Source organism: Vibrio sp. SCSIO 43133, assembly GCF_023716845.1.
Classification (GTDB): Bacteria; Pseudomonadota; Gammaproteobacteria; order Enterobacterales; family Vibrionaceae; genus Vibrio; species Vibrio mediterranei.
Genome location: NZ_CP068025.1, coordinates 201,043 through 221,469, shown reverse-complemented (window position 1 = coordinate 221,469; position 20,427 = coordinate 201,043). Strand labels below are relative to the sequence as shown.

The following is a 20,427-nucleotide window of genomic DNA, read 5'->3' as shown; positions in this document are numbered from 1 at the left end:
ATGCTTTGAATAGCCTATTGCTTTTACTGATTAAGTGCAACCGTGTACAAAGCCTAAGTGACAGATATTAAAAGGGCTTGCCGGAGCAAGCCCTGTTCAAGCTAGTTTTGCAATAGTTTCGCATCCCCCCAACTCGCGTGGTCATAACCATTGCCATTTCCGGCATCATTCGCCTTAAGTGTGATGGTCGTAGCGTCTACTGGAATATCAACAGAAACGGATTCTGCGTTATCTGAACCGGTCAACGTCGCACTTTGATAGTACAACACGCCATCTAGTTCTACTTGGAATACTACCGAGCCAGAGTTACCCACTTCGTCATCAACACCAACACTCGCAGTAAAGCGACTGTATTGACCTGCAGAGATGGTATAAGTGATCGTTGAGTTCGCATGTACCCCCAATCCTTTGGCGAAGGTTTGCCCGCCTATTGAAATGGTGGTGCCATCTTGCGCTTCTCGCTCACCATTACTCATATCTTTTTCGATAGAGCCCCAGCCATTGGTCGAGCTGTCTTCCTGTAAGTCACTAAGATAAACGCTCGCTGGCGGTGTGGACGAGCTTCCTGGATCCTCAGTCATAAATAGATTACCCGAACCGTTATCGGCTGGATGAATCCAATTGCTGCCACCGTCTGGGTCATAGGCAAAAGCCAATCCAGTATGAGGTCCGCTGCCACCATTGCCATTACTTAGCCTCAACTCAAACTGATGCCAACCAGGAGATAAGTTTAAGTTGCCAGTCGAGACCCGATCACTCCAGAGGTCACTACTTAGCACCAACTGTCCATCAATCCATAGACGCGTTTTGTCATCATTGTTTTCACTGAAAGAAATCTGACCGTCGGCATCGTAGATATAACCGGTAAACACCTCGGTCGTATTACCAGCAATCGCATCTTCCGTTTCGCTTAATGAGGTTGTTATGGATGTTTTCGGGTTAGCATCGGTTTCATTAATATTGCCCGAAACGGTGCCATAAAACAGCCCAGGAACAGCGGCACCGCCCCCTTCACTTGGTGTGCGAAGCTTAGCGTCTCCCCAAGAACCATGGTCACTACCGACTCCGTCGCCCGCATCACTCACTACTAGCTTGAGCTCCTGCGCGCTACTTGGAATGTTCACTTGCACGTACTCGGCAACATCACTTCCTCGTAATACGCTACTTTGATAAGCCATCACGCCATCCAACCAAACCTCGAACACGACGGAACCTGAACTGCCCGTCTCATCATCAACACCGATGAAAGCAGTAAACTGATCGTAAGTGCCACCCGTCAGGCTGTACGTCACCTCTGAATGAGCATGAACACCGAGTCCTTTGGTAAATTCACTGCCACCAATGGATATCGTTTGACCATCACCCGCAGCGTTTTCACCGACACTGGTGTCTTTTTCAATCGGTCCCCACCCATTGGTTGCGCTGGTTTCCGAAAGATCACTTAGGTAGGTATAGGATGTTGCTTGCGGTGGCTCGGGCACCACTATATCGGGGCCTTCGTATTCAATCTGTTCTAGATAAGCCACCAATGCAGCGCGTTCTGAGTTATCCGCCACGCTATGCTGCGAGCCAATTTGTAACACATCATCCAACGTTGCCGCTTGACCATTATGGAAATATGGCGCGCTACCCCAAAGACCAATCAAACTCGGTGTATCAAAACCCGTACCTACTAATGGAGCTCCGATGCCTTGCCCTGAAGAGGCATCAATGGTACCGACATCGTGCCTTTGCATGTCGGTGTAATACACTCCCGCATGACAAGTGTCACATCCTTTCGAGGTGAACAGCGCCTGCCCCGTTAAGGCTTCAGCTGTTAACGCGCCAGAAGAATCTCGGTGTGGACTTTTAGGGAATTGATTTAAGCTACTGACGTAAAACGCGAGGTTATCTAAGTCTTCACTTTTACCTGATTTCGATGTTCCTAATGGGTTTTCTGACAGGCTAAATAAGGCGTCTACCATAAACCCACGACCACCGAACGCGTAGCGAATATCGTTTTCGAAATCCTGTATCTCGTCAAAATTCGCGGTCCAATGCACTCGACCATTGCCTGTGCCTGTCTTACCCAATAACGAGATAGTGTTTCTTAACCCTTCACCACGGTCGGTAAAGTCCCACACCCTATGGTCGCTATCGCCATCTGCGTGGCAGCTGGCACAAGATATGTAGCCATCTTGAGTCATTCTCGCATCGGCTGCGTTGTAGAAGATCTGTTTGCCGCGTAGCACTCGTGGATGCAGTGTTTCATTCGCCACCACAGAGACTTGTGCCAAGGTTGGAATGTCACCTCGATCGGTCAAAAACGCATTGACGTCATGCACAGACACCGTTCTTGACATAAAGTTGTGAACAAATAATATCGACCCTGATAGTACGAGCCCTCTTGGTGCTAAGCCAGTATCAAAAATCTCCCCAGCTCTGTTTAAGTTGTAGGTATTGCGAATCTCAATGCTATTTTGACCTTCTACCGCAATAAAAATTAGGTCGCCTATATCGCTGAATACGGCCGCTTTGGGCTGTGCACGATCATCAATATCTAAGGCATTATCCATCACTGTTTTCGAATTGAGATCGAGTCGGTTAACCACAGCTCGAATCGTCGTTTCAAACGTCAGCGTTTTGGTTTCATCACCTTCTAAATAGGGACCACGATCAACGTTTGCTTTATTAGATGGCAGCCAAGCACTATATCCATCCGGCGAAATTGCGACGGAACCAAGGTAGTTAGCAATGCCTCGGCTTCTATCTGGGCCATCTATTGTTGTCGTATCTTTAGCGATAAGATAACTCTGGTCGATGGTCATACTGGATGCATCAACCGCGACAACTTCCGCGTTAGCTTGAGGCGAAACAAAGCGTGTCACCAGAACCTGTGATGATGAACTGTCAACCGCAATGCCTCTTGCGCTCTGACCAACATCCACTGTTGCCACGATAGCTTTGGTGCTTGGGTCGATCTTGAGCAACTTACCACTTGCCTGCAGCGACACAAAAGCGTTAGTGCTATCTGGGGAGAAAGCGATGCCGTATGGCTGAGACGCTCTTGGCAGCACAATCGTATCCACAAACTGGCCAGTATTTGTCAGCACAGTGATACTAGCATCTGCCTGATTAACTACCCATAAATTGCCATTAGGCGCTACCGCTAGAGTTCTCGGCTGATCACCCACCGCAGCTTCCCATAATTTGCCGTACGGAGCGGTGTTTTCGATAGCACTGACGGTATCGTTGTCTTCGTTAACCACGACAACCTGGCCATTGGCTTCCACTATGGTTGATGACGCCGTTGGCGAGGCCGTTGTTGGTTGACGATATACTGTGATGGGTACCGACTTACTACTCTCAAACACGCCATCAGCCGTGGTTTCTTTAATCGTCACCACCGCAGACCAATGGTTTGGCTGATTGTAGGTATAACTCGCGTTTCCGCTGGTCGAAAACGGTGTCGAACCACTCCCATCGCCAAAGTTCCAAGAATACTCCAGACTGCCCCCTAACAAAGGTGTCGTAGAAGCAGACACATTAACACTACTACCTAGTGTCACTTTATCATTGGCTGACAAGCTCACATCGTGGCCGACTTGTGATCCCGTCGCAAAGCGATATTCAGTACGAGCCATTGGGTTGCCAGCAAAGTCCTCAATACCTTCAAGTACGACTTCGTAAATACTTTCCGCTTCCAGTGCTTGGGATGGAGTAAAGTGGATGAATCCGAGGTTGGTGCTGTACTCCCCTTGAAGCGGGGTTGAACTACCGATTTTGGTGACAGTAAACGAGCTACTATTGACCGATTCCATCAACACGCTATCTGATAACGCCACACCAATACGGGTCGATAAAGGTTGCAGTGTCGCGTCGATCGCTGGGTTAGCGGCGGATATATAAGGAGGAACATTGTCCGGCATACTTTGATGTGCAATCAAACCACTGCCAGAACCATGGTCGTTTCCAACCCAAACTAGGTTACCAAATGGGAACACCTGACCATGGTCAGTGTTGCTGCTTGTGGCATTCAATGAGCTGCGCCCAAGTTCACGTATATTGTTGATATCACTGACATCTAATACCGCAATATCGTCTTGGTTACCCAAAAACAACTTGTTGTCTTGAACGTTACAATAAAGATTTTCGAATCCAGTCAGTTTTTCATTAACTAACGTCATCGGGTTAGTAGTCGTGTCATAGACACGCAAATAGTCATTGGTGCTTCGCGCTCCGAAATACGCATATTTGCCATCCCAACATGAAGCATAGTACTTCTCTGGTAGGCGATTAACCGTCTTAACTAAGGTTGGGTTAACCGGATCATCTATGTTGAGCATGGAAAAACCTGCCGTCCCTTCCATGCTGGAAATGAACATTCGGTTACCCAGCGCAAAGAGTGGTCCTATGTTGAATCCGCCCAGTTCCGAGTTCGGCACCGTTTTCACTAGTGTTGGGTTACTCATGTCACTGGTATCAACAATGGTTAACCCTGCATTGCCACGAGCAATATAAAGATAAGGAGCTTGCCAAAAAAGCTGCCAAGAGACGTTGTTGTAATCACCGAAGTTCACGCCAGAGATCGCCAATTTCGACAAGCGCACAGGATTAGTCACATCCGACCAATCCCAGATTTCTATCCCCTTTCCCGTTTGGATGGCAATGGTGTTATTCTCCCCCAAGCCAAACGAGTGCGGCTCTCTGAACTCCGCTGTTCTTAACCCATCACCAGTACGGTTTAGATTGGCAAGATCCGGTTCATATACTGTTTTAACGAGTTGCATGGCTTTGGGGTTAGAGACATCCAGTGCGATCCAACCTCCCGGCCCACCGCCACTATCAGGGGCAAAGACTCCAACCATATAGCCGTTGAGCATGGTCATGACGTTTACGCCATAGTGTTTTCTGCCAGGATAGTCGGGGGGAAGAAAATTAGTGGTATCGTCAACGAGTGGACTCGATACATGAGTAAACGCCTCTGATGATCCGTAGGTAAGGTTACCCAATCCAGGGCCTTGTGCAGCATTTGCTGCGGCAATAAACGAGGTACTGCATAGTCCCGCTAATACACTGCTCACAACAGGGCGACGCCAAGTCTCAAGAGACTTTATCAAGCGATTGGCTTTCATCGCCTTCTCCTTGTTTTTTATGGTCACTAAACAAAGCTCACTTCTCATAGAAAAGTGAGCACTTAAAAAACATGAAGAGGACAGGCTCGCCTACCCAATCAATCCAAAAAATAGACAGTTTATCTTGTTGACTCGCTGCCCAAATTTAAGCAAACCTACCACACACCTCCTCACGTCAATGCGTTATTTCATAGTTGGCATGACGAATTCGGCTTGAGTCTGTGTGCTGTCCTTTGAACCGACTTTCACATCCGATTCGGGCCAACGTGTAGTGATGGTTTTCATTCGAGTAAAGAATCGAACGCCGTCAGGACCGTGCATATGCAAAGGGCCAAACAGTGAACGCTTCCAACCGCCAAAACTGTGGAATGCCATTGGCACTGGAATAGGCACATTTACTCCGACCATACCGATCTGAACATTGGCGGAGAAATCTCTTGCGGTATCACCGTCTGCAGTAAAGATAGCCGTGCCGTTGCCATATTCATGGTCGTTTATGATTTGCAGAGCTTCTTGATAGGTTTTGACTCGAACAATGCAAAGCACTGGACCGAATATTTCTTCTTGATACACAGTCATGTCGGTGGTCACATGGTCGAACAAGGTACCACCAACGAAAAAGCCATCGCAGGACTTAGCCAGTTCTAGATCTCGACCATCAACAAGTAAAGCCGCGCCCTCTTCCTGACCCTTTTGAATGTATCCGCAAACTTTTTGCTTATGCTCTTTGGTAATCAAAGGTCCCATATCGTTTTCAATCGCTTGACCGTAACCGGGTCCTACTTTTAACGTGGCTAACTTATCTTGAAGGTGACGAGCCAATGCATCGCCCGTCTCATCACCCACAGCGACGGCAACCGAAATCGCCATGCAGCGCTCTCCAGCGGCTCCATAAGCTGCACCCATCAGCGCATTCACTGCACCGTCAATATCGGCATCCGGCATGACCACCATATGGTTTTTCGCACCACCTAGGGCTTGAACGCGCTTGCCGTGTTTCGCGCCTTCAGAATAGATGTATTCTGCAATCGGCGTTGAACCGACAAAGCTAACAGCTTGAATTCTTGGGTCTTGCAGTAACGTATCTACCGCTTCTTTATCCCCTTGAATCACATTAAAAACACCATCAGGTAATCCCGCTTGTTTCAGAAGGTCAGCAATAAACAGAGGCGCGGAGGGATTTTTCTCTGACGGTTTTAAGATAAAGGTGTTGCCCGTTGCGATGGCAATGGGAAACATCCACATAGGAACCATCACTGGGAAGTTAAATGGTGAAATCCCGGCCACCACTCCAAGCGGCATCATTTGCGAGTGCGAATCGACACCAGTTCCAACATTTAGGCTGTGCTCGCCTTTTTGCAGATGTGGGATTCCACAGGCAAACTCGACCACCTCTAGCCCTCGAGTTATCTCACCTAATGCATCACTAAACACCTTGCCATGTTCACGGCTGATGATATTCGCCAGTTCATCACGATTCTGTTCTAACAGAGTTTTGAACTTGAACATCACTCTGGCGCGATTAAGCGGTGTGGTTTTAGCCCAAGAGTCAAACGCTGCCTGTGCAATGGTAATTGCCTGCTCTACTTCCTGTTTTGAGCACAGTCCAACTTGGTTCTGCACTTCACCTGTAGCAGGGTCATAGACAGGCAAATGTCGTTCCGACTGACTTTCAACATATTGATTATTAATAAAACTACTGATCATGTTTTCATCCTTGTTTAGTATTCTGAGGCTTAATTGAGGAAATTCAGGCGCTACCAAGCGGCTTTATACAGCTCGATCACTTCTTCTTTGTTCGGAATTCGAGGATTGTTGTTAGGCGATCCAGAAGCCAGAGCTTGCTCAGACATGATGTCGAGATTTGACCAAAACGCCTGTTTATCAATGCCAAAATCGCTCATGGAAGGCACGCTTAAATCCTGATTGATCTGCTTAAGTTCCAGCAGTAGCGCAGCGACTGCATCGTCGTCATTGGTGCTCGCATCAACCACTCCCATTGCTCTTGCACACTCGGCATAACGAGTTTTAGCCGCAGGAATCGAATATTCCGTGACCGTCGGCAATAACATGGCGTTGCTCATACCGTGAGGCACATGAAAGTGCGCGCCAATTGGGCGGCTCATGCCATGTACCAAGGCAACAGATGCGTTAGAAAACGCAATGCCTGCGAGCGTCGCGCCGAGCATCATTTGCTCTTTGGCATCTTTATTGTCGGGATTATTGACGGCTTCACGCAGATTTGGCGCGATAAGTTTCATCGCCAATAGCGCTTGCTGATCAGTAAACAGACCCGACTTTCCACTGACATAGGCTTCAATGGCGTGAGTTAACGCATCAATTCCGGTATCCGCTGTGATGCGCTCCGGAGCCGTCATTGTTAAAGTAAAATCAATGATGGCGGCTGATGGAATAAGACCTGGTCCCATACAAAGCAGCTTTTCGTCGTTGGTTTCGTCGGTAATAATGGTCACTTTGGTGACCTCCGAGCCCGTTCCCGCCGTCGTTGGAATCGCAATCAACGGCATAATTGGCGAAGTCACGATATTAGGTACACTGTAATCTCGAATTCGACCTTGGTGCTCCGCAAGCAAAGCAATCGCTTTAGCACTATCAATCACACTGCCACCGCCTAGCGCGATGACGCCATCATAATGCCCATCAATCACCTTATTTACCGCTGGAAGTATCGACGCCTCTGTTGGTTCTGGAACGGTATCCGTGAAAACATCCGCCTCAACACCAGCTTGATTCACGAAGGACTTTAGCTGGTCGACCTGGCCTAAGGTTTTCATCACTGGGTCAGATACAATCATGACTCGGCGACAACCCAGTTGGATAGCTATCTCTCCCGCTCGCGCTGTTGCGCCTTCGCCTACCTCTAAAAGCTTTGGCAAAACAATAGATTGACTCATAATTCACCTCACAATTTATATCGATACATTTCGTATCATTATTTAAATTAATTTATTCAGGACGTAACAAGTCCCCACAACTTTGCTGTGGCAAATTCTTGTTAGTCGCTAACTAGCTAGACCTGTCGCTTGAGATAATCAAGGTTCAATCAACCCAATGAACGTAATGCATCTCTCAGAAGACTGTACTTACTATATCGAGTCGCAAAGAACTCCGAGCGTTTAGTATTAGGCACATAACGCTTATCGGGCTGCGGCTGAGGGCTTAGTCGCTCAGTCTGACTTTCAGTAACAGAACTCATCGCCAGTTGCGCCACGCCTTTTGCCCCGACCTCGTTACAATTTGTCGACGTCACCGTGACGCCCAATATGTCTGCAAACAACTGACACCAATATTCACTTCGAGAAGCGCCACCGCTAATGGCAATTCGATCCACGTCATACCCTGCCGATCGCAGTCTTTGGATATGCTCAAGGTGGGCAAATACAATACCCTCATAAAAGGCGTAGACCACGTGAATGTCCTGATGCCAACCCTTCAAACCAAACAGATTGGCCGATTGGCTATCTTGCCCGGTCGAACCATAGAGATACGGATGGAACATGGGTAGCGTTGGCATTAATTCGACATCTTCCAATTGGCGATTAAACTGTTCGAAAATATTGTTGCCATTACTCGCCTCATGTTCTCTTCGCTCTGAGAAAAATCGCTCCACCAGCCACTCTAAATTGGATGCTGAGCAGGTGCTGGACTCTATGGCTAAGTATCGATTCTCAGCAAATTTGCACGCCATAAATACCTCTTCAGGCGGCAGCTCATCAGTCACTACCTGATTGATATTCCATGTGCCAGCGACGACCGAGGTATCAGCTAACGCACTGGCTTGTGAACCATAGGCGCATGCCACTACATCGAACAGACCCGCAATGACAGGCGTCCCCGCTTTAAGCTTTGTTATACGTGCAGCGTCTTCAGAGACTGTTCCTATCACTTGATTACTTTCATAAATCGGCGGCAACTTGGTGCTAATGTCTGCCAACTGGTAGTGATTTAGAAGCGCAAGAGACACTGAGTCAGTTTCAAAATCGAACAAACCCGATGCAGTGATATCTCCCCATTCTGTCGCGCACTGCCCTGTAAGGCAGTAGTTCACATAGTCTTTGCAAAACAGCACCTGACCGATTTTTTGAAACGTTTTTGGTTGGTGCTTCTGTAGCCATGTAAGTAACACTGCTGTTTGAGATGGCCACACGCCTTGCCGATTGCGCTTTTTGAGGTCTGTGAATCCCTTAGATGCCTGTAGCAAGGTGACTTCGCTGGCAGCGCGATTATCCAGAGACTTAATACCAAGTAATGGCTTTAGTTCAGTATCAAGCAGATATAACCCATTCCCATGACCGCTGGTTCCTAGCGCGATAATTTGACTGCTGTCCACACCGGTTTGCTCAATCAACTTAGCGATCACCTCTGCGCATAGCGACCAACATTGGTTTAAGTCCGCTTCGGTGTGGTCTGGTTGAGGGATATGAGTCGGATAATTATTGGCTACAGCACCTATCTCGCAGCCATGCTCATCGAACAATGCCGCTTTGATCGCCGTGTTACCACAATCAATTCCTATCGCATATGACTTCATATCCCCTCCTTGCTTTAGTTCTGTATCTGCTATTTATCGCCAATGTAGATGTTCATTGCTTCTGAGGTAGACGCACCGTTGTGAATCATCGCCATCAAAGCATCGACAACGCGGCTTGGATTTGGGTGTTGATAAATGTTGCGTCCATACACCATGCCAAGCGCACCCTGATCGAGCAGTGCTCGCGCTTTGCTAAACACAGATTCAATATCTTCACGTCCACCGCCACGAACCAATACCGGGCACCTTGCCGCCTCAACCACTTTATGGAAGTCTTCCGCTTGGCTAGTTGGGTCAGCCTTGATAATGTCAGCACCTAGCTCACGTGCCATACGCACCAAGGTGACAATCTTTTCGCAGTCACCATCGACCATATAAGCCTGTCCTTGGCTGTTAGGCTGCATCACCAAGGGTTCGATCATCAGTGGCATACCGTATTTCTCACACTCAGCTTTGACCTTACTTATGTTGGCAACACATTGCTTAAACAAGTCAGGTTCATCAGGCAGCATGAATAGGTTCACTACAACGCATGCCGCATCCATTTGAAGGGCTTGAATAAGAGGCTGCTCCGCATTTTGTAGTAGTGCCCACATGTGGCGGTGACGCTCTGCGTTATATGGGTTACCCAAATCGATTCGCATGACCAGTGCAGGTTTGTCTTTGCCATCGACAGTTTGCAGTAAGTCAGCTTGACCCGCATTCATCTGAATCGCATCTGGCTTGGCATCCACTAGTTGTTTTACCACTGAAGACATGTTTTCTAGCCCATCTAAAAATGAAGGCTCGTTGCACACGCCGTGGTCGATAGCCACATCCAAACAACGCCCTTGCTTAAATAGGCGATTCATCCTGACTTTACTGGTTAAATACATACTCTTCTCCATCTAATAGTTGTTCATTTTCCGTAACGGTAGGTTGTAATGTGGGTTTTGAAACTTTTGGTAAGGCGTCCAATTCAACGCCATGGAAATCCAGCAACACTTGCTTCGATTGAGCTCTATCTTTATCGCGTTCGCTTTGACTCCAAGAAAAGTGGTCAGCGACCAAATTGGAAATCTCCTCGAAGCTCTCCTCAGTTAACTTGCCTTCAATCGCTATCGAGGTACGGCGAAGCAGCACATCCAACGTTGTCGATACATACTCACGTTCCAGAATGAACTTGAGCTCGCCTTGGGTGTAGTCATCGAGTGACGACAGCGCTTTATCTTGTGTTCCTTGAAGTGCACCAAGCAGTGATTCACAGGCCGTGCCGTAGCGCTGAAACCAAGTTTCCATTTGGCGTTGTGAATATTGCGGATGACGCTCACTTAATGAGGCTAAGTAAGTCGCTTTTGATGAATCAGTGACAGGGTAACCCTTACCACCACCTATTGCTCTTTGTTTGGTATCGCAAACTCGCGTTTTACCTAATGATGCTAAAAGTTCATCTGCCACTTCCTCACCAAAGGCACGGAACGTTGTCCACTTGCCTCCGATAAGCGAATAGATAAGAGTGTCGCCAATCTTGTCTTGTTTCAATGAATGACTGCGGGGGATTTGCCCTGTGGTCGAGGTATTGACTGACGGAAGTGGTCTCACACCACAGAACTGATAGACGATCTGCTCACGACTGATATCCAGGTTTGGTAGCACGCCTCTAAGTGATTCGATAATGTAATCAATTTCTTCGTCAGTACAACGCACCGATTCAGGGTTGCTCACGGGGATATCCGTCGAGCCGATCAGTACTTTTCCGAAATACGGGAACAAGATACAAACTCGTCCTTCACTGTTTTCATAAAACAGCATATTGCCATCCAGCTCAGCCAGCAGATCTGCGTTATCGACGATGATATGTGACCCTTTTGTCCCCTGCATATACTGGCTAGGTGCAGTCAGTAATCCATTGGTCGTGTCGACCCAAGCACCTGTCGCGTTGACCACATGGTGCGTTTTAACTTGAATAGACTCCGCAGCGTCGTGATTAGAAATCGTCAACTGCCCCTGCTCTAACCCAGAGACCATAGTGTAATTGAGTGCAACGCCACCCGCTTCTACCCCTTCTTGAATCAATTCCAAGGCGAGGCGCTCGGGTGAGCTAATCCACGCATCAAAGTATGTGGCACTGCTCTTTACGTCCCCCCCCATCATCGGCCAGCGTTTTTGTGTTGAGCGAGATGAGTGCATCTGGTGATTTGGCATCAATTGGTCACGCTTGGTGAACCAATCGTAAAGACTCAGCCCAATTTTGATGACCACAGAGCCACGCTGTGAAGGCTTGTCTTTCAATCCTAAGAACTTAAACAGGCCGTCAAACATACCCGACCAAGTAGAGAAAATAGGAATGGTGGTTTCTAAAGGAGCAACAAAATGAGGCGCGTTATCAAGTAGGCGATTTCGCTCATAGAGTGCTTCTTTCACCAATTGAAACTCACCATTTTCTAGATAGCGAAGTCCGCCATGTATCATGCGAGATGGCGCAGCACTGGCCTTAGAACAAAAGTCATCTTTCTCGACTAACAAGACCTTCACACCTTGCAATGCCAGTTCTCGAAAAACGCTAATACCATTTATTCCTCCGCCAATGACCACGACGTCAAAGTTACTATTCTCTTTTAATCGCCTAAAGGCGGTTGAGTTGTTATTCATTGTTGCTCCCTGCCACTGTTTTCCGCTTTCCTTACGATGCGTCGCTACGCCAATTCCAACTCGCCAAAAAACTCATGGGATTTTGCATCAATAAACTTCACCTCTTCCTGAGATAGCACCACACTTCCTGCTGCGGCATTTTCTATTGCTTGAGCTGCATTTCGTGCACCACAGAGAGCATAAGTGATGCCTGGCTGTTGCAGTGTTGCGGCAATCACTAGCTGTGCAACACTTACATTTTTCTGGCGAGCAATCGGCTCAATGGACTGACAGAACTTTTGTACCCAACGGCGGTTTTCGATAGTAAACATAGGATCAGTGATGCGCTGATCATCGCCAGTGAAAACACGTTCAGGTGTGATTTTTCCGCTCAGCAGCCCCATAGCAAGTGATGAGTAGCTCAGGCAGGCGACGTTAGTTTTGATGGTTGACGGCAACAAAGTTTGCTCTAACTGACGCTCGATGAGGTTATATTTCTCCTGCACCGCGTCGACAACGCCTGTTTGTTGATACTGTTCCAACTCCGCTTGATTAGCGTTGCTGATCCCGATGGCGCGGATCTTACCGGCTTTCTTTAGCGCCAATAATGCTTCCATGGTTTCAGCAATCGGCGTGGTTGGGTCTTGCCAGTGGGTAATGTAGAGATCGAGATAATCCGTTTGCAGACGTTTTAGGCTTTGATCCACTTCATGTTGGATAGCATCAGCACCAAGGTAACGATGCACTGGCTTGCCATTCTCATCAAAAAAGTGATTACCTTTATTGGTATGCCAAACCAAACCACATTTGGTTGCCAATACCACCTTGTCGCGGCGTCCTTTGATTGCCTTACCCACTATTTCTTCAGACACACCAAGTCCATACGCTGGAGCGGTATCAATTAAAGACACGCCGTGATCTAAAGAAGCATGAATGGCATCAATGGAGGCTTTCTCATCTGTTCCACCCCACATCCAACCACCCATTGCCCACGTGCCAAGACCGATGACTGATGCTTGAATACCTGAATTTCCGATTTCTCTAGTTTGCATGTTGATTCCCTATTCTGCTTGTTCTAATACACTGGCGACGGTGTCTTCGTCCGAGACTAACCCGTTGATCAATCCGCCTCTCAATGCCGCTAACATGGCAGACACTTTAGAGCGAGTTGCTGCTACACCGAAACTGTGTTCGATGTTATCGAGTTCTTGAAGATTGAGGCCGATAAGTTTTTGGTTGATGTGTTCTGCGCATTTATCGCCTTGTGCATCATAAAGATGGGCCAGTACTTCCCCTTTACATTGGGCGCTGATCAGCGTTTCAGTTTCATGGCCACTTAACGAGCGCAGGTCATAGTAGCTGTCACTTTCACTGGCGACGGAACCAATACCCACCAAGGCAATATCTGCGTTTCGAGCCAAGTCGAGAACATCTTTAATGCTACGCATCTCCATCAAGATGTTGCGCTGTTCGTCGGTATCTACAAAAAGCGGCGCGTGGAGTTGGGTACTTGTTCCACCCAGCTTTTCTGCCAATTTGCTTGCTAGGTAGTTCACATCTGTGAAGTGGTGCCCCTGAATACCCCCTGTAGCCGGAACCACTCTCACATTCGGAAAGTGCATGGGTTTTAGCTGCTCAACAATCTGCGCCATGGTTTTACCCGCACTGATGCAAATAATGCTGTCTGGCTTTATGGTTTCTATAAGTAGTTCACCTGCTGCCTGTGCCACTTGGCGAGTAACGACTTCGTCATCCTGGCTGAGACTTGGCTGAATCACCGCAGTTTTCAAGCCAAATTTTTCCAACAAGCGTTGTTCTAATGTATGCGTTCTTTCTTGTGGAAGCTTTAAGGTAATCTCAACTAGACCATCATCATGCGCTTGCTTAATGACACGATTCACTTTCGCTGTGGACAACCCAAGCTGCTTAGCAATATCCGACTGGCTGCGATTTTCCATATATCGCAACGTTAAGATCTTTGCTGTCTGTCTCAATATGTCGTCACGTTCGTTCATCGTCATATCTCTACCTTTATTACTGCTTTCTTGCCTTTATATAGGCTTCACATTTCGTTAACACTCAATAGCTTTTTATCTTGGCAATCTTGGTTAACAAGGTGTGAAATTTATTTCATCTGAGTAAAAAGTAATCATAGAAAAAGAGTTTTACAAGTTAAAATGATACCAATCGTATCGTTTTGACCATTTAAGTGCGTCAGATCACAAATAACAACCAAAGTGATACGTATTGTATCGATATAGCATTGACCGGCTACATTTTGTTCACTACCTTTTAACACGTGAAATATATTTCACCTGTCTGAAAGATAATTCACATCATCGAGAACAACGTGTTGTGCTGCTTTTGGCTTAATAAGAACCAAGCTGTTTTATAGAGGCGAAGCAGATGTTGCTCCAAAGACGACGAGTGAATAGCAAATAAAAATGGAGAAAATTATGAAGTCAGTGACTTTGAAAAAAATATTTAATAAAGGACTTATCGCTACGAGTATTATTGTCGCTTCAAGCCTAGCTGCCACAACACATGCAAACGAACGAATCGCGTTTTTCGTTTCTGATTTGTCTAATGTATTCCACCAATCTCAAGCGACGGAAGCAAAGCGCTACGCAAAAGAGAAGTACGGTGCTGAAGTGGTTATCTTCGATGGTAAAGCCGATTCAGCGGTAATGACGCAAAACGTTGACCAAGTAGCAGCAGGTGCATTTGATGGTGCCTCACTTCATATATGGGATGGCGAAGCAGCGACACCAGGTGTTGAAGAAGCATTAGAAGAGAACATCGCTATGACGTCTTTCTTTAGCCCAATCACTGATACCGGCATTCCAACGGCTCGAAGTGATGAAGCGACCGTTTCTTTCGATATGGGCGCACAAATGGCAAAAGCATGGAAGGAAGCGAATCCTGACAAGCCAATCGTCATGGTTCAACTCGGTTGGCCAAACCATACTGAGGTAAGTTCTGGTCGAACTAACCCATTTGCAGAAGGTGTGCTTTCGGTTGATCCAACAGCGAAAAACCTAGGCGCTCTTGATGCTAGCGGCGGCCAAGAAGCTGCGAAACAGATCATCGTTGACCTTCTTACTCAACAGCCAGAAGTTAACTTAATTTATTCCGAAGCCTCTAACTTAACCGTTGGCACAATGGCAGGTCTTAACCAGCTAGGCCGCGGCAAGTTCAAAGATGGCAAACCGGTGACAGAGATCGTTGCCAGTGTTGACTTTGACTCGGTCGAATTTGGTCAAATCTATGACCCTGAATCAAGCCTAAAAGTCTCTATGGGTCTTCCACCGATTGAGACAGCACGTGGTCGTATCGACTTGGTTATGGACGTAATCAACAAAAAAGTCGCTCCGACAAAAGATCAAGCAGAAGAGTTCTTCTACAAGGCTTACACCATCTCTTACTGGTCAATGCCAAAACCTGATGCAGAGCAATGGCTAGACGCTCAGTTCAGCAACTAACCTAGGCTTAAGGTCGGCGGCTAGACCGCCGACCTTATATGTTACTCATTTATTCAAAATCTCAGTGTTAAGGAAAAACTCGCTTCATCTGTCATGTCATCTGTGGCCTAGCAGTATCGAAGGTGCAACCACTGAAGGAGAGATCATCTTGAATAGTCACAATTCAACACCTGTATTATCAATTGAAGGGCTGATTAAAGACTACCCCGGTGTTCGGGCAGTTAACGATGTGAGCTTTGCAATTGAACGAAGTACCGTTCACTGCTTGATTGGCGAGAACGGCGCAGGAAAATCCACATTGGTAAAAATGATCACCGGTGCTATTCAGCCTACTCAAGGCGTAATGAAAGTGAACGGTAAGGATTACCGACCTACTGGCACTCAGTCAGCACGTGAATCGGGAATCGCCACTTTATTCCAAGAGCTACACGTCGTTGATGAATTGACTGTACTTGAAAACTTAACGCTGGGTATGGAACAGAGCCGATTCGGCTTTTTAATTAAATCAGATCTAGAGGATCGCGTAATCGAGACCTTAGCGACCATCGAGCCATCTATCGACCCATATGCTCGCGTCTCGACCCTAGGTGTCGCTCAAAAGCAGATTATTGAAATTGCACGTGCCGCTTCATCTGGCGCGAACGTCATCATTATGGATGAGCCAACAGCTGCGTTGTCGGAAAGAGAAGTCGAAAGACTTTTTACCGTTATTCGTAGGCTACAAGAACAAAGCGTGACGGTTATTTATATCTCTCACAAACTGGATGAGATTTTGACCCTAGGCGACCGCGTCACCGTCATGCGCGATGGCAAACACATCGCAACCAAACCCATGTCTGAAGTCGATGGCCGCGCAGAGCTTATCGATATGATGATTGGTCGAAGCATCATGCACGATTATTCCCCGCGCGACGCCATTACCGATGAAGTGTTCCTGGCGGCGCAGCGCCTTAATAACCACCGCCTCAAAGATGTCTCGTTTGATATCAAAAAAGGCGAAATCGTTGGGTTTTATGGTTTGGTTGGCGCGGGAAAAACAGAAATCGCACGAGCGATATTCGGCGCCGACAAAGTCTCAGGCACAATTCGCCTCAATGGCAAAGATGTGGGTAATTCGCCACGTGAAGCCATTGCTGCAGGTATTGCCCTCGTTCCTGAAGAACGTCGTACTCAAGGCTTATTTACCAATTTAACCATTCGAGAAAATATCCCAGTGATGAATCTACCAAGAATGTCTGACTTCGGGGTATTCAGAGAAGATGATGAGCTGAATGCAGCGATTGATTACGTCGATAAGCTCTCCATTGCCACCAGCTCAATAGAAAAGCACACAGAGAAACTCTCCGGTGGTAATCAGCAAAAAGTGGTTATCGCTAAATGTCTGTTCTCACAGGCAAAGCTTCTTCTACTTGATGAACCCACTCGCGGCGTCGATGTGGGAGCGAAAAAAGAGATCTATGACTTGGTGAAAAGCCTCGCCAACGAAGGCAACTCAGTCGCGGTGTTTTCTACAGAACTCGAAGAGATCTTGGGTGTTTGTGACCGAATCTTCTTACTTTATGACGGTTCACTGGTGTCTGAAATCAAGAATGGACCGAACGTCGACACTAACTTTATTTTAAATGCCGCTACGGGTGGCCTTGAGGAGGCAGTATAATGAACACGTCAGTAAAGCCTAATCACTCGCCAGTCGAGTATCGAAGGGTGAGCGACCAAATGTACATCACCTTGTTAGTGGCATTTGTCGCTATCGGACTCTTTCTTGTTGCGTCAGCGTTTGTCCCGAACTTTTTCCAAGTTCAAAACATGCTTAACCTGATTACCAATAACTGGGCAGTAATTTCTCTTGGTGTTGGCGTCTCTTTCTTGTTGATTTCAGGCAACTTTGACCTATCCGTTGGCGGTATTGTTGCGCTTTCAGGCGTGCTATCGGTTTGGTTTGCTCAAGCCATAGGTGGCGGTTCTGCTCTGTCCACAGGTTTAGGCTTACCTTATTGGTTAGCCGTGGTCGGCGCTTTAATGGGTGCACTGGCTATCGGTGGTCTAAACGCTCTGTTCGTCGTGAAGTTTCGCATCCCATCAATCATCGTCACGCTGGGTACTATGATGGTGGCGAGAGGTATCGCTCAGGTGATTACTCAAGGTTCGCAACGCAACACCAATTTGCCGGAGGAGTTTGGCTTGCTAGGCAATTTGAAGGTGTTTGGCACCTCAATGCAATTCCCCGTGCTGTTTATGCTCATTCTATTTTTTGTCGCCATTTTTATTGAGCGTAAAACCGTGTTTGGCCGCATCACCTATTGGATTGGCGCCAACCCTGAAGCCGCCAAGCTGTCAGGTATCGACAATTCAAAACACATTACTTACCTCTATCTATTTAGTGCACTAGTAGCCGGCATTGTTGGCATCCTGCTCTCCTCAGAGTTTAAGTCAGGCTTTTCTAATCGTGGTTTACTGATGGAGTTTGACGCATTGGTTATTGCGCTACTTGGCGGTATTGCTATTGCTGGCGGCTTCGGTTCTGTCATTGGCATGTTCTTTGGTGCCATTATCTTGGCGGTGGTAACCTCGGCTGCAACTGGGTTAACTCTCTCACCGGATTGGCAATTCATACTCAAAGCAGTCGCCGTTTTCTTAGCAATTACTGCTCAAACTTGGGCACTGTCCCTTAGAAACAAATAAAGAGGGGAAACGTTATGTCCGATTCAACCAAATCACTTAATTCATCATCTGCCCCGTCACCAGTACCATCACCTGCACTGGGCGGACAAGTGGCCGAGTTTTTCCGTAACTATTACATCTACTTTGTATTAGCAGCGATTGTTATTTTTCTAAGTAGCGTTAACTTAGATCAGTATGCACTGTTTGAGCGCGGAAACTTTCTTTATAAGAAAAACGTCATCAACATTTTACGTGTCTCCGCACCACTGTTAGTGCTTGCCGGCGCATTTACCTTGCTAATGGTTTCGGGTTACATCGACTTATCCGTTGGTAGCACCATGGGACTCACTGCGGTCATATATGCCCTCCTCGCCATCAATGGTGTTCCAATGTGGGCGGCTTTCTCCATTACCGTGTTTTGTGGTGTATTGCTGGGCGCTTTCAACGGCTTGTTAGTGGTGAAGTTTAATATTACGCCCGTTATTGCCACTTTGATTACCCTGAGTTTATATAAAGGCATCGCACTGCTTCTAGTAGAAGATGGCGTGTCAGCCATCAAGTCCATGGGCGATCTAAAAATGCCAGCATGGTTTAACGACTATGGTCGCGATGCTGTTTTACTTGGTTTGCCAATGGCATTTTGGGTAGCGGTGGGGGTTACGGCTTTGCTCATCATCCTGCAAAACCGTTCTTTACTAGGTAAATACGCCGCAGCGACGGGTGGTAACCCAACGGCGGCTAAATTATCAGGTATTAAGACTGGGCTAGTCGTCTTCACGCTCTACGCCATTGTCGGTGCAACAGCTGCGCTTGCGGGGATTGCTCGTTCAAGCTTTATGTCGCTGGGTGACCCGCTGTCGGGTGATGGTATGGAGTTGACCGCGATTCTTGTGGTGTTAATTGGTGGTACAGCGTTTAGTGGCGGTGAAGGCAAAGTACTGCGTTCATTTGTTGGTGCATTGATTATCATGACCTTAACCGTCGGGATGCTCACTCTCGTACCTGCCTACTACCAAACCTTGGTAATTGGTGGTGCGCTATTAGCAGCGGCGGCGTCAAATCACTTGGTAAGCCGAAAGCGTAACCAAGGCTAATATTCATTACAACCTAAAGAGCCAACACGTGCGCCTAGCCCTGTTGGCTCTTACTATTTGGAATAGCTTTTCCCTACTTCTATCTATCTACTTCTACTTCCATTCTTTTACTTAAAAGGTCTACTACCCTGATTTTTCGAATAAAATTGTATATGCTTAATGCAAGAAATTGACATTCAACAGGTGAAACATGGACGTTTTACGCATCATTTTACTGTTCTCGACGATACTGCTGACAGGCTCATTAAGCGCTGAAGAAAATAGCTATTGGCAATTTGACAGTGATAATGACGGAATCACTATCTACACTCGAGAACATACCGATGGCTTAGTCGAAATCCGAGCGCAAATGTTTACACCAACAACTTATAGCGCCTTCTTAACCTTATTAGAAGATAGTGAAAACGTCCCCAACTGGATAGATAACGCCAGCCATAGCCGAGTGTTAAGGCAAATATCAATCAACGAAAACATCGTTTATACCCAGTTTAAAGCGCCTTGGCCAGCGAGAGACCGCGATATGGTTACCTACTCGAAGTATTGGGTCGACGATTATGGTTTCACCATAGAAATTAACGATGCTCCTGAATCTTCATTGCCGATCCAAGAAGGCTATATTCGCATTACCTCTGTCGATGCGAGTTGGAATCTACAAAAATTGACTAATGGTACGACACTTATCGAATACAAAGCCTATGCTGACCCTGGCGGAATTTTACCCGACTGGTTGATGAATAAACTCTCGACCCAAAGTGCTAGAGCGACGTTCAATAATCTAAGAAATCAGTTACCGAGGTACCAACGCTACTCTCATCCATATCTGAAAGAATGAGCCCAATCAATACATTAATGATCCATCTCTCTTCATCTTTAGTATCAATGTTGTGAATTAATCTCCCCTCCACTCTCCATCA

Annotated in this window: 13 protein-coding genes; 5 read left to right on the top strand and 8 right to left on the bottom strand. The window is 47.0% G+C overall.

Annotation, left to right across the window (positions count from 1 at the left end; translation table 11 throughout):
• Positions 1 to 101: 101 nt before the first annotated feature.
• From JKJ11_RS17770 to JKJ11_RS17735, 8 genes are all read right to left on the bottom strand, one after another.
• Positions 102 to 5,114, bottom strand: a complete 5,013-nt coding sequence (locus JKJ11_RS17770; RefSeq protein WP_252039650.1) for an NPCBM/NEW2 domain-containing protein — start codon at positions 5,112 to 5,114, stop codon at positions 102 to 104.
• A 183-nt stretch (positions 5,115 to 5,297) separates the two neighbouring features.
• Positions 5,298 to 6,821 carry a CoA-acylating methylmalonate-semialdehyde dehydrogenase gene (locus JKJ11_RS17765; RefSeq protein WP_252039649.1) on the bottom strand — a complete coding sequence of 508 codons (1,524 nt, stop codon included), beginning with the start codon at positions 6,819 to 6,821 and terminating at the stop codon, positions 5,298 to 5,300.
• Positions 6,822 to 6,871: 50 nt separating this feature from the next.
• Entirely contained in the window at positions 6,872 to 8,029 is a 1,158-nt protein-coding gene (locus tag JKJ11_RS17760) for an iron-containing alcohol dehydrogenase (RefSeq protein ID WP_239913608.1), read from the bottom strand.
• Positions 8,030 to 8,178: 149 nt separating this feature from the next.
• Positions 8,179 to 9,666 carry an FGGY-family carbohydrate kinase gene (locus tag JKJ11_RS17755; RefSeq protein WP_252039648.1) on the bottom strand — a complete coding sequence of 496 codons (1,488 nt, stop codon included), beginning with the start codon at positions 9,664 to 9,666 and terminating at the stop codon, positions 8,179 to 8,181.
• A gap of 29 nt (positions 9,667 to 9,695) precedes the next feature.
• Positions 9,696 to 10,541 (bottom strand): class I fructose-bisphosphate aldolase, encoded by an 846-nt coding sequence (locus JKJ11_RS17750; protein WP_038226596.1) that lies wholly within the window; start codon positions 10,539 to 10,541, stop codon positions 9,696 to 9,698.
• Entirely contained in the window at positions 10,525 to 12,297 is a 1,773-nt protein-coding gene (locus JKJ11_RS17745) for a glycerol-3-phosphate dehydrogenase/oxidase (RefSeq protein ID WP_252039647.1), read from the bottom strand. Before JKJ11_RS17745 ends, JKJ11_RS17750 begins: the two co-directional genes overlap by 17 nt.
• Before the next feature lie 44 nt (positions 12,298 to 12,341).
• Positions 12,342 to 13,328, bottom strand: coding sequence for an aldo/keto reductase (locus JKJ11_RS17740; protein ID WP_252039646.1), 987 nt, complete (start codon positions 13,326 to 13,328; stop codon positions 12,342 to 12,344).
• A gap of 9 nt (positions 13,329 to 13,337) precedes the next feature.
• Positions 13,338 to 14,297 carry a sugar-binding transcriptional regulator gene (locus JKJ11_RS17735; protein ID WP_006070492.1) on the bottom strand — a complete coding sequence of 320 codons (960 nt, stop codon included), beginning with the start codon at positions 14,295 to 14,297 and terminating at the stop codon, positions 13,338 to 13,340.
• A 435-nt stretch (positions 14,298 to 14,732) separates the two neighbouring features.
• Between JKJ11_RS17735 and JKJ11_RS17730 the strand changes: the two genes are divergently transcribed.
• The 5 genes from JKJ11_RS17730 to JKJ11_RS17710 all read left to right on the top strand — a co-directional run bounded on the left by JKJ11_RS17730 (position 14,733) and on the right by JKJ11_RS17710 (position 20,345).
• Positions 14,733 to 15,758 carry a sugar ABC transporter substrate-binding protein gene (locus JKJ11_RS17730; protein ID WP_006070493.1) on the top strand — a complete coding sequence of 342 codons (1,026 nt, stop codon included), beginning with the start codon at positions 14,733 to 14,735 and terminating at the stop codon, positions 15,756 to 15,758.
• Between the two features lie 148 nt (positions 15,759 to 15,906).
• Complete coding sequence (locus tag JKJ11_RS17725; RefSeq protein ID WP_252039645.1) at positions 15,907 to 17,415, top strand: sugar ABC transporter ATP-binding protein; 1,509 nt, start codon at positions 15,907 to 15,909, stop codon at positions 17,413 to 17,415.
• Complete coding sequence (locus JKJ11_RS17720) at positions 17,415 to 18,440, top strand: ABC transporter permease (protein ID WP_088878264.1); 1,026 nt, start codon at positions 17,415 to 17,417, stop codon at positions 18,438 to 18,440. The genes JKJ11_RS17725 and JKJ11_RS17720 overlap by 1 nt, the downstream gene beginning before the upstream one ends.
• A 14-nt stretch (positions 18,441 to 18,454) precedes the next feature.
• On the top strand, positions 18,455 to 19,513 hold the full coding sequence (locus tag JKJ11_RS17715) for an ABC transporter permease (protein ID WP_252039644.1): 1,059 nt from the start codon (positions 18,455 to 18,457) through the stop codon (positions 19,511 to 19,513).
• A 190-nt stretch (positions 19,514 to 19,703) separates the two neighbouring features.
• A complete protein-coding gene (locus JKJ11_RS17710) occupies positions 19,704 to 20,345 on the top strand; it encodes an START domain-containing protein (RefSeq protein ID WP_252039643.1) in 642 nt (213 codons plus the stop codon).
• The last annotated feature ends 82 nt before the right edge of the window (positions 20,346 to 20,427 follow it).

Coding starts and splice junctions, on each gene's coding strand:
- JKJ11_RS17730 (WP_006070493.1), top strand. CDS start 14,733: ATGAAGTCAGTGACTTTGAAAAAAATATTTAATAAAGGACTTATCGCT.
- JKJ11_RS17720 (WP_088878264.1), top strand. CDS start 17,415: ATGAACACGTCAGTAAAGCCTAATCACTCGCCAGTCGAGTATCGAAGG.
- JKJ11_RS17750 (WP_038226596.1), bottom strand. CDS start 10,541: ATGTATTTAACCAGTAAAGTCAGGATGAATCGCCTATTTAAGCAAGGG.
- JKJ11_RS17735 (WP_006070492.1), bottom strand. CDS start 14,297: ATGACGATGAACGAACGTGACGACATATTGAGACAGACAGCAAAGATC.
- JKJ11_RS17745 (WP_252039647.1), bottom strand. CDS start 12,297: ATGAATAACAACTCAACCGCCTTTAGGCGATTAAAAGAGAATAGTAAC.
- JKJ11_RS17710 (WP_252039643.1), top strand. CDS start 19,704: ATGGACGTTTTACGCATCATTTTACTGTTCTCGACGATACTGCTGACA.
- JKJ11_RS17755 (WP_252039648.1), bottom strand. CDS start 9,666: ATGAAGTCATATGCGATAGGAATTGATTGTGGTAACACGGCGATCAAA.
- JKJ11_RS17740 (WP_252039646.1), bottom strand. CDS start 13,328: ATGCAAACTAGAGAAATCGGAAATTCAGGTATTCAAGCATCAGTCATC.
- JKJ11_RS17715 (WP_252039644.1), top strand. CDS start 18,455: ATGTCCGATTCAACCAAATCACTTAATTCATCATCTGCCCCGTCACCA.
- JKJ11_RS17765 (WP_252039649.1), bottom strand. CDS start 6,821: ATGATCAGTAGTTTTATTAATAATCAATATGTTGAAAGTCAGTCGGAA.
- JKJ11_RS17770 (WP_252039650.1), bottom strand. CDS start 5,114: ATGAAAGCCAATCGCTTGATAAAGTCTCTTGAGACTTGGCGTCGCCCT.
- JKJ11_RS17760 (WP_239913608.1), bottom strand. CDS start 8,029: ATGAGTCAATCTATTGTTTTGCCAAAGCTTTTAGAGGTAGGCGAAGGC.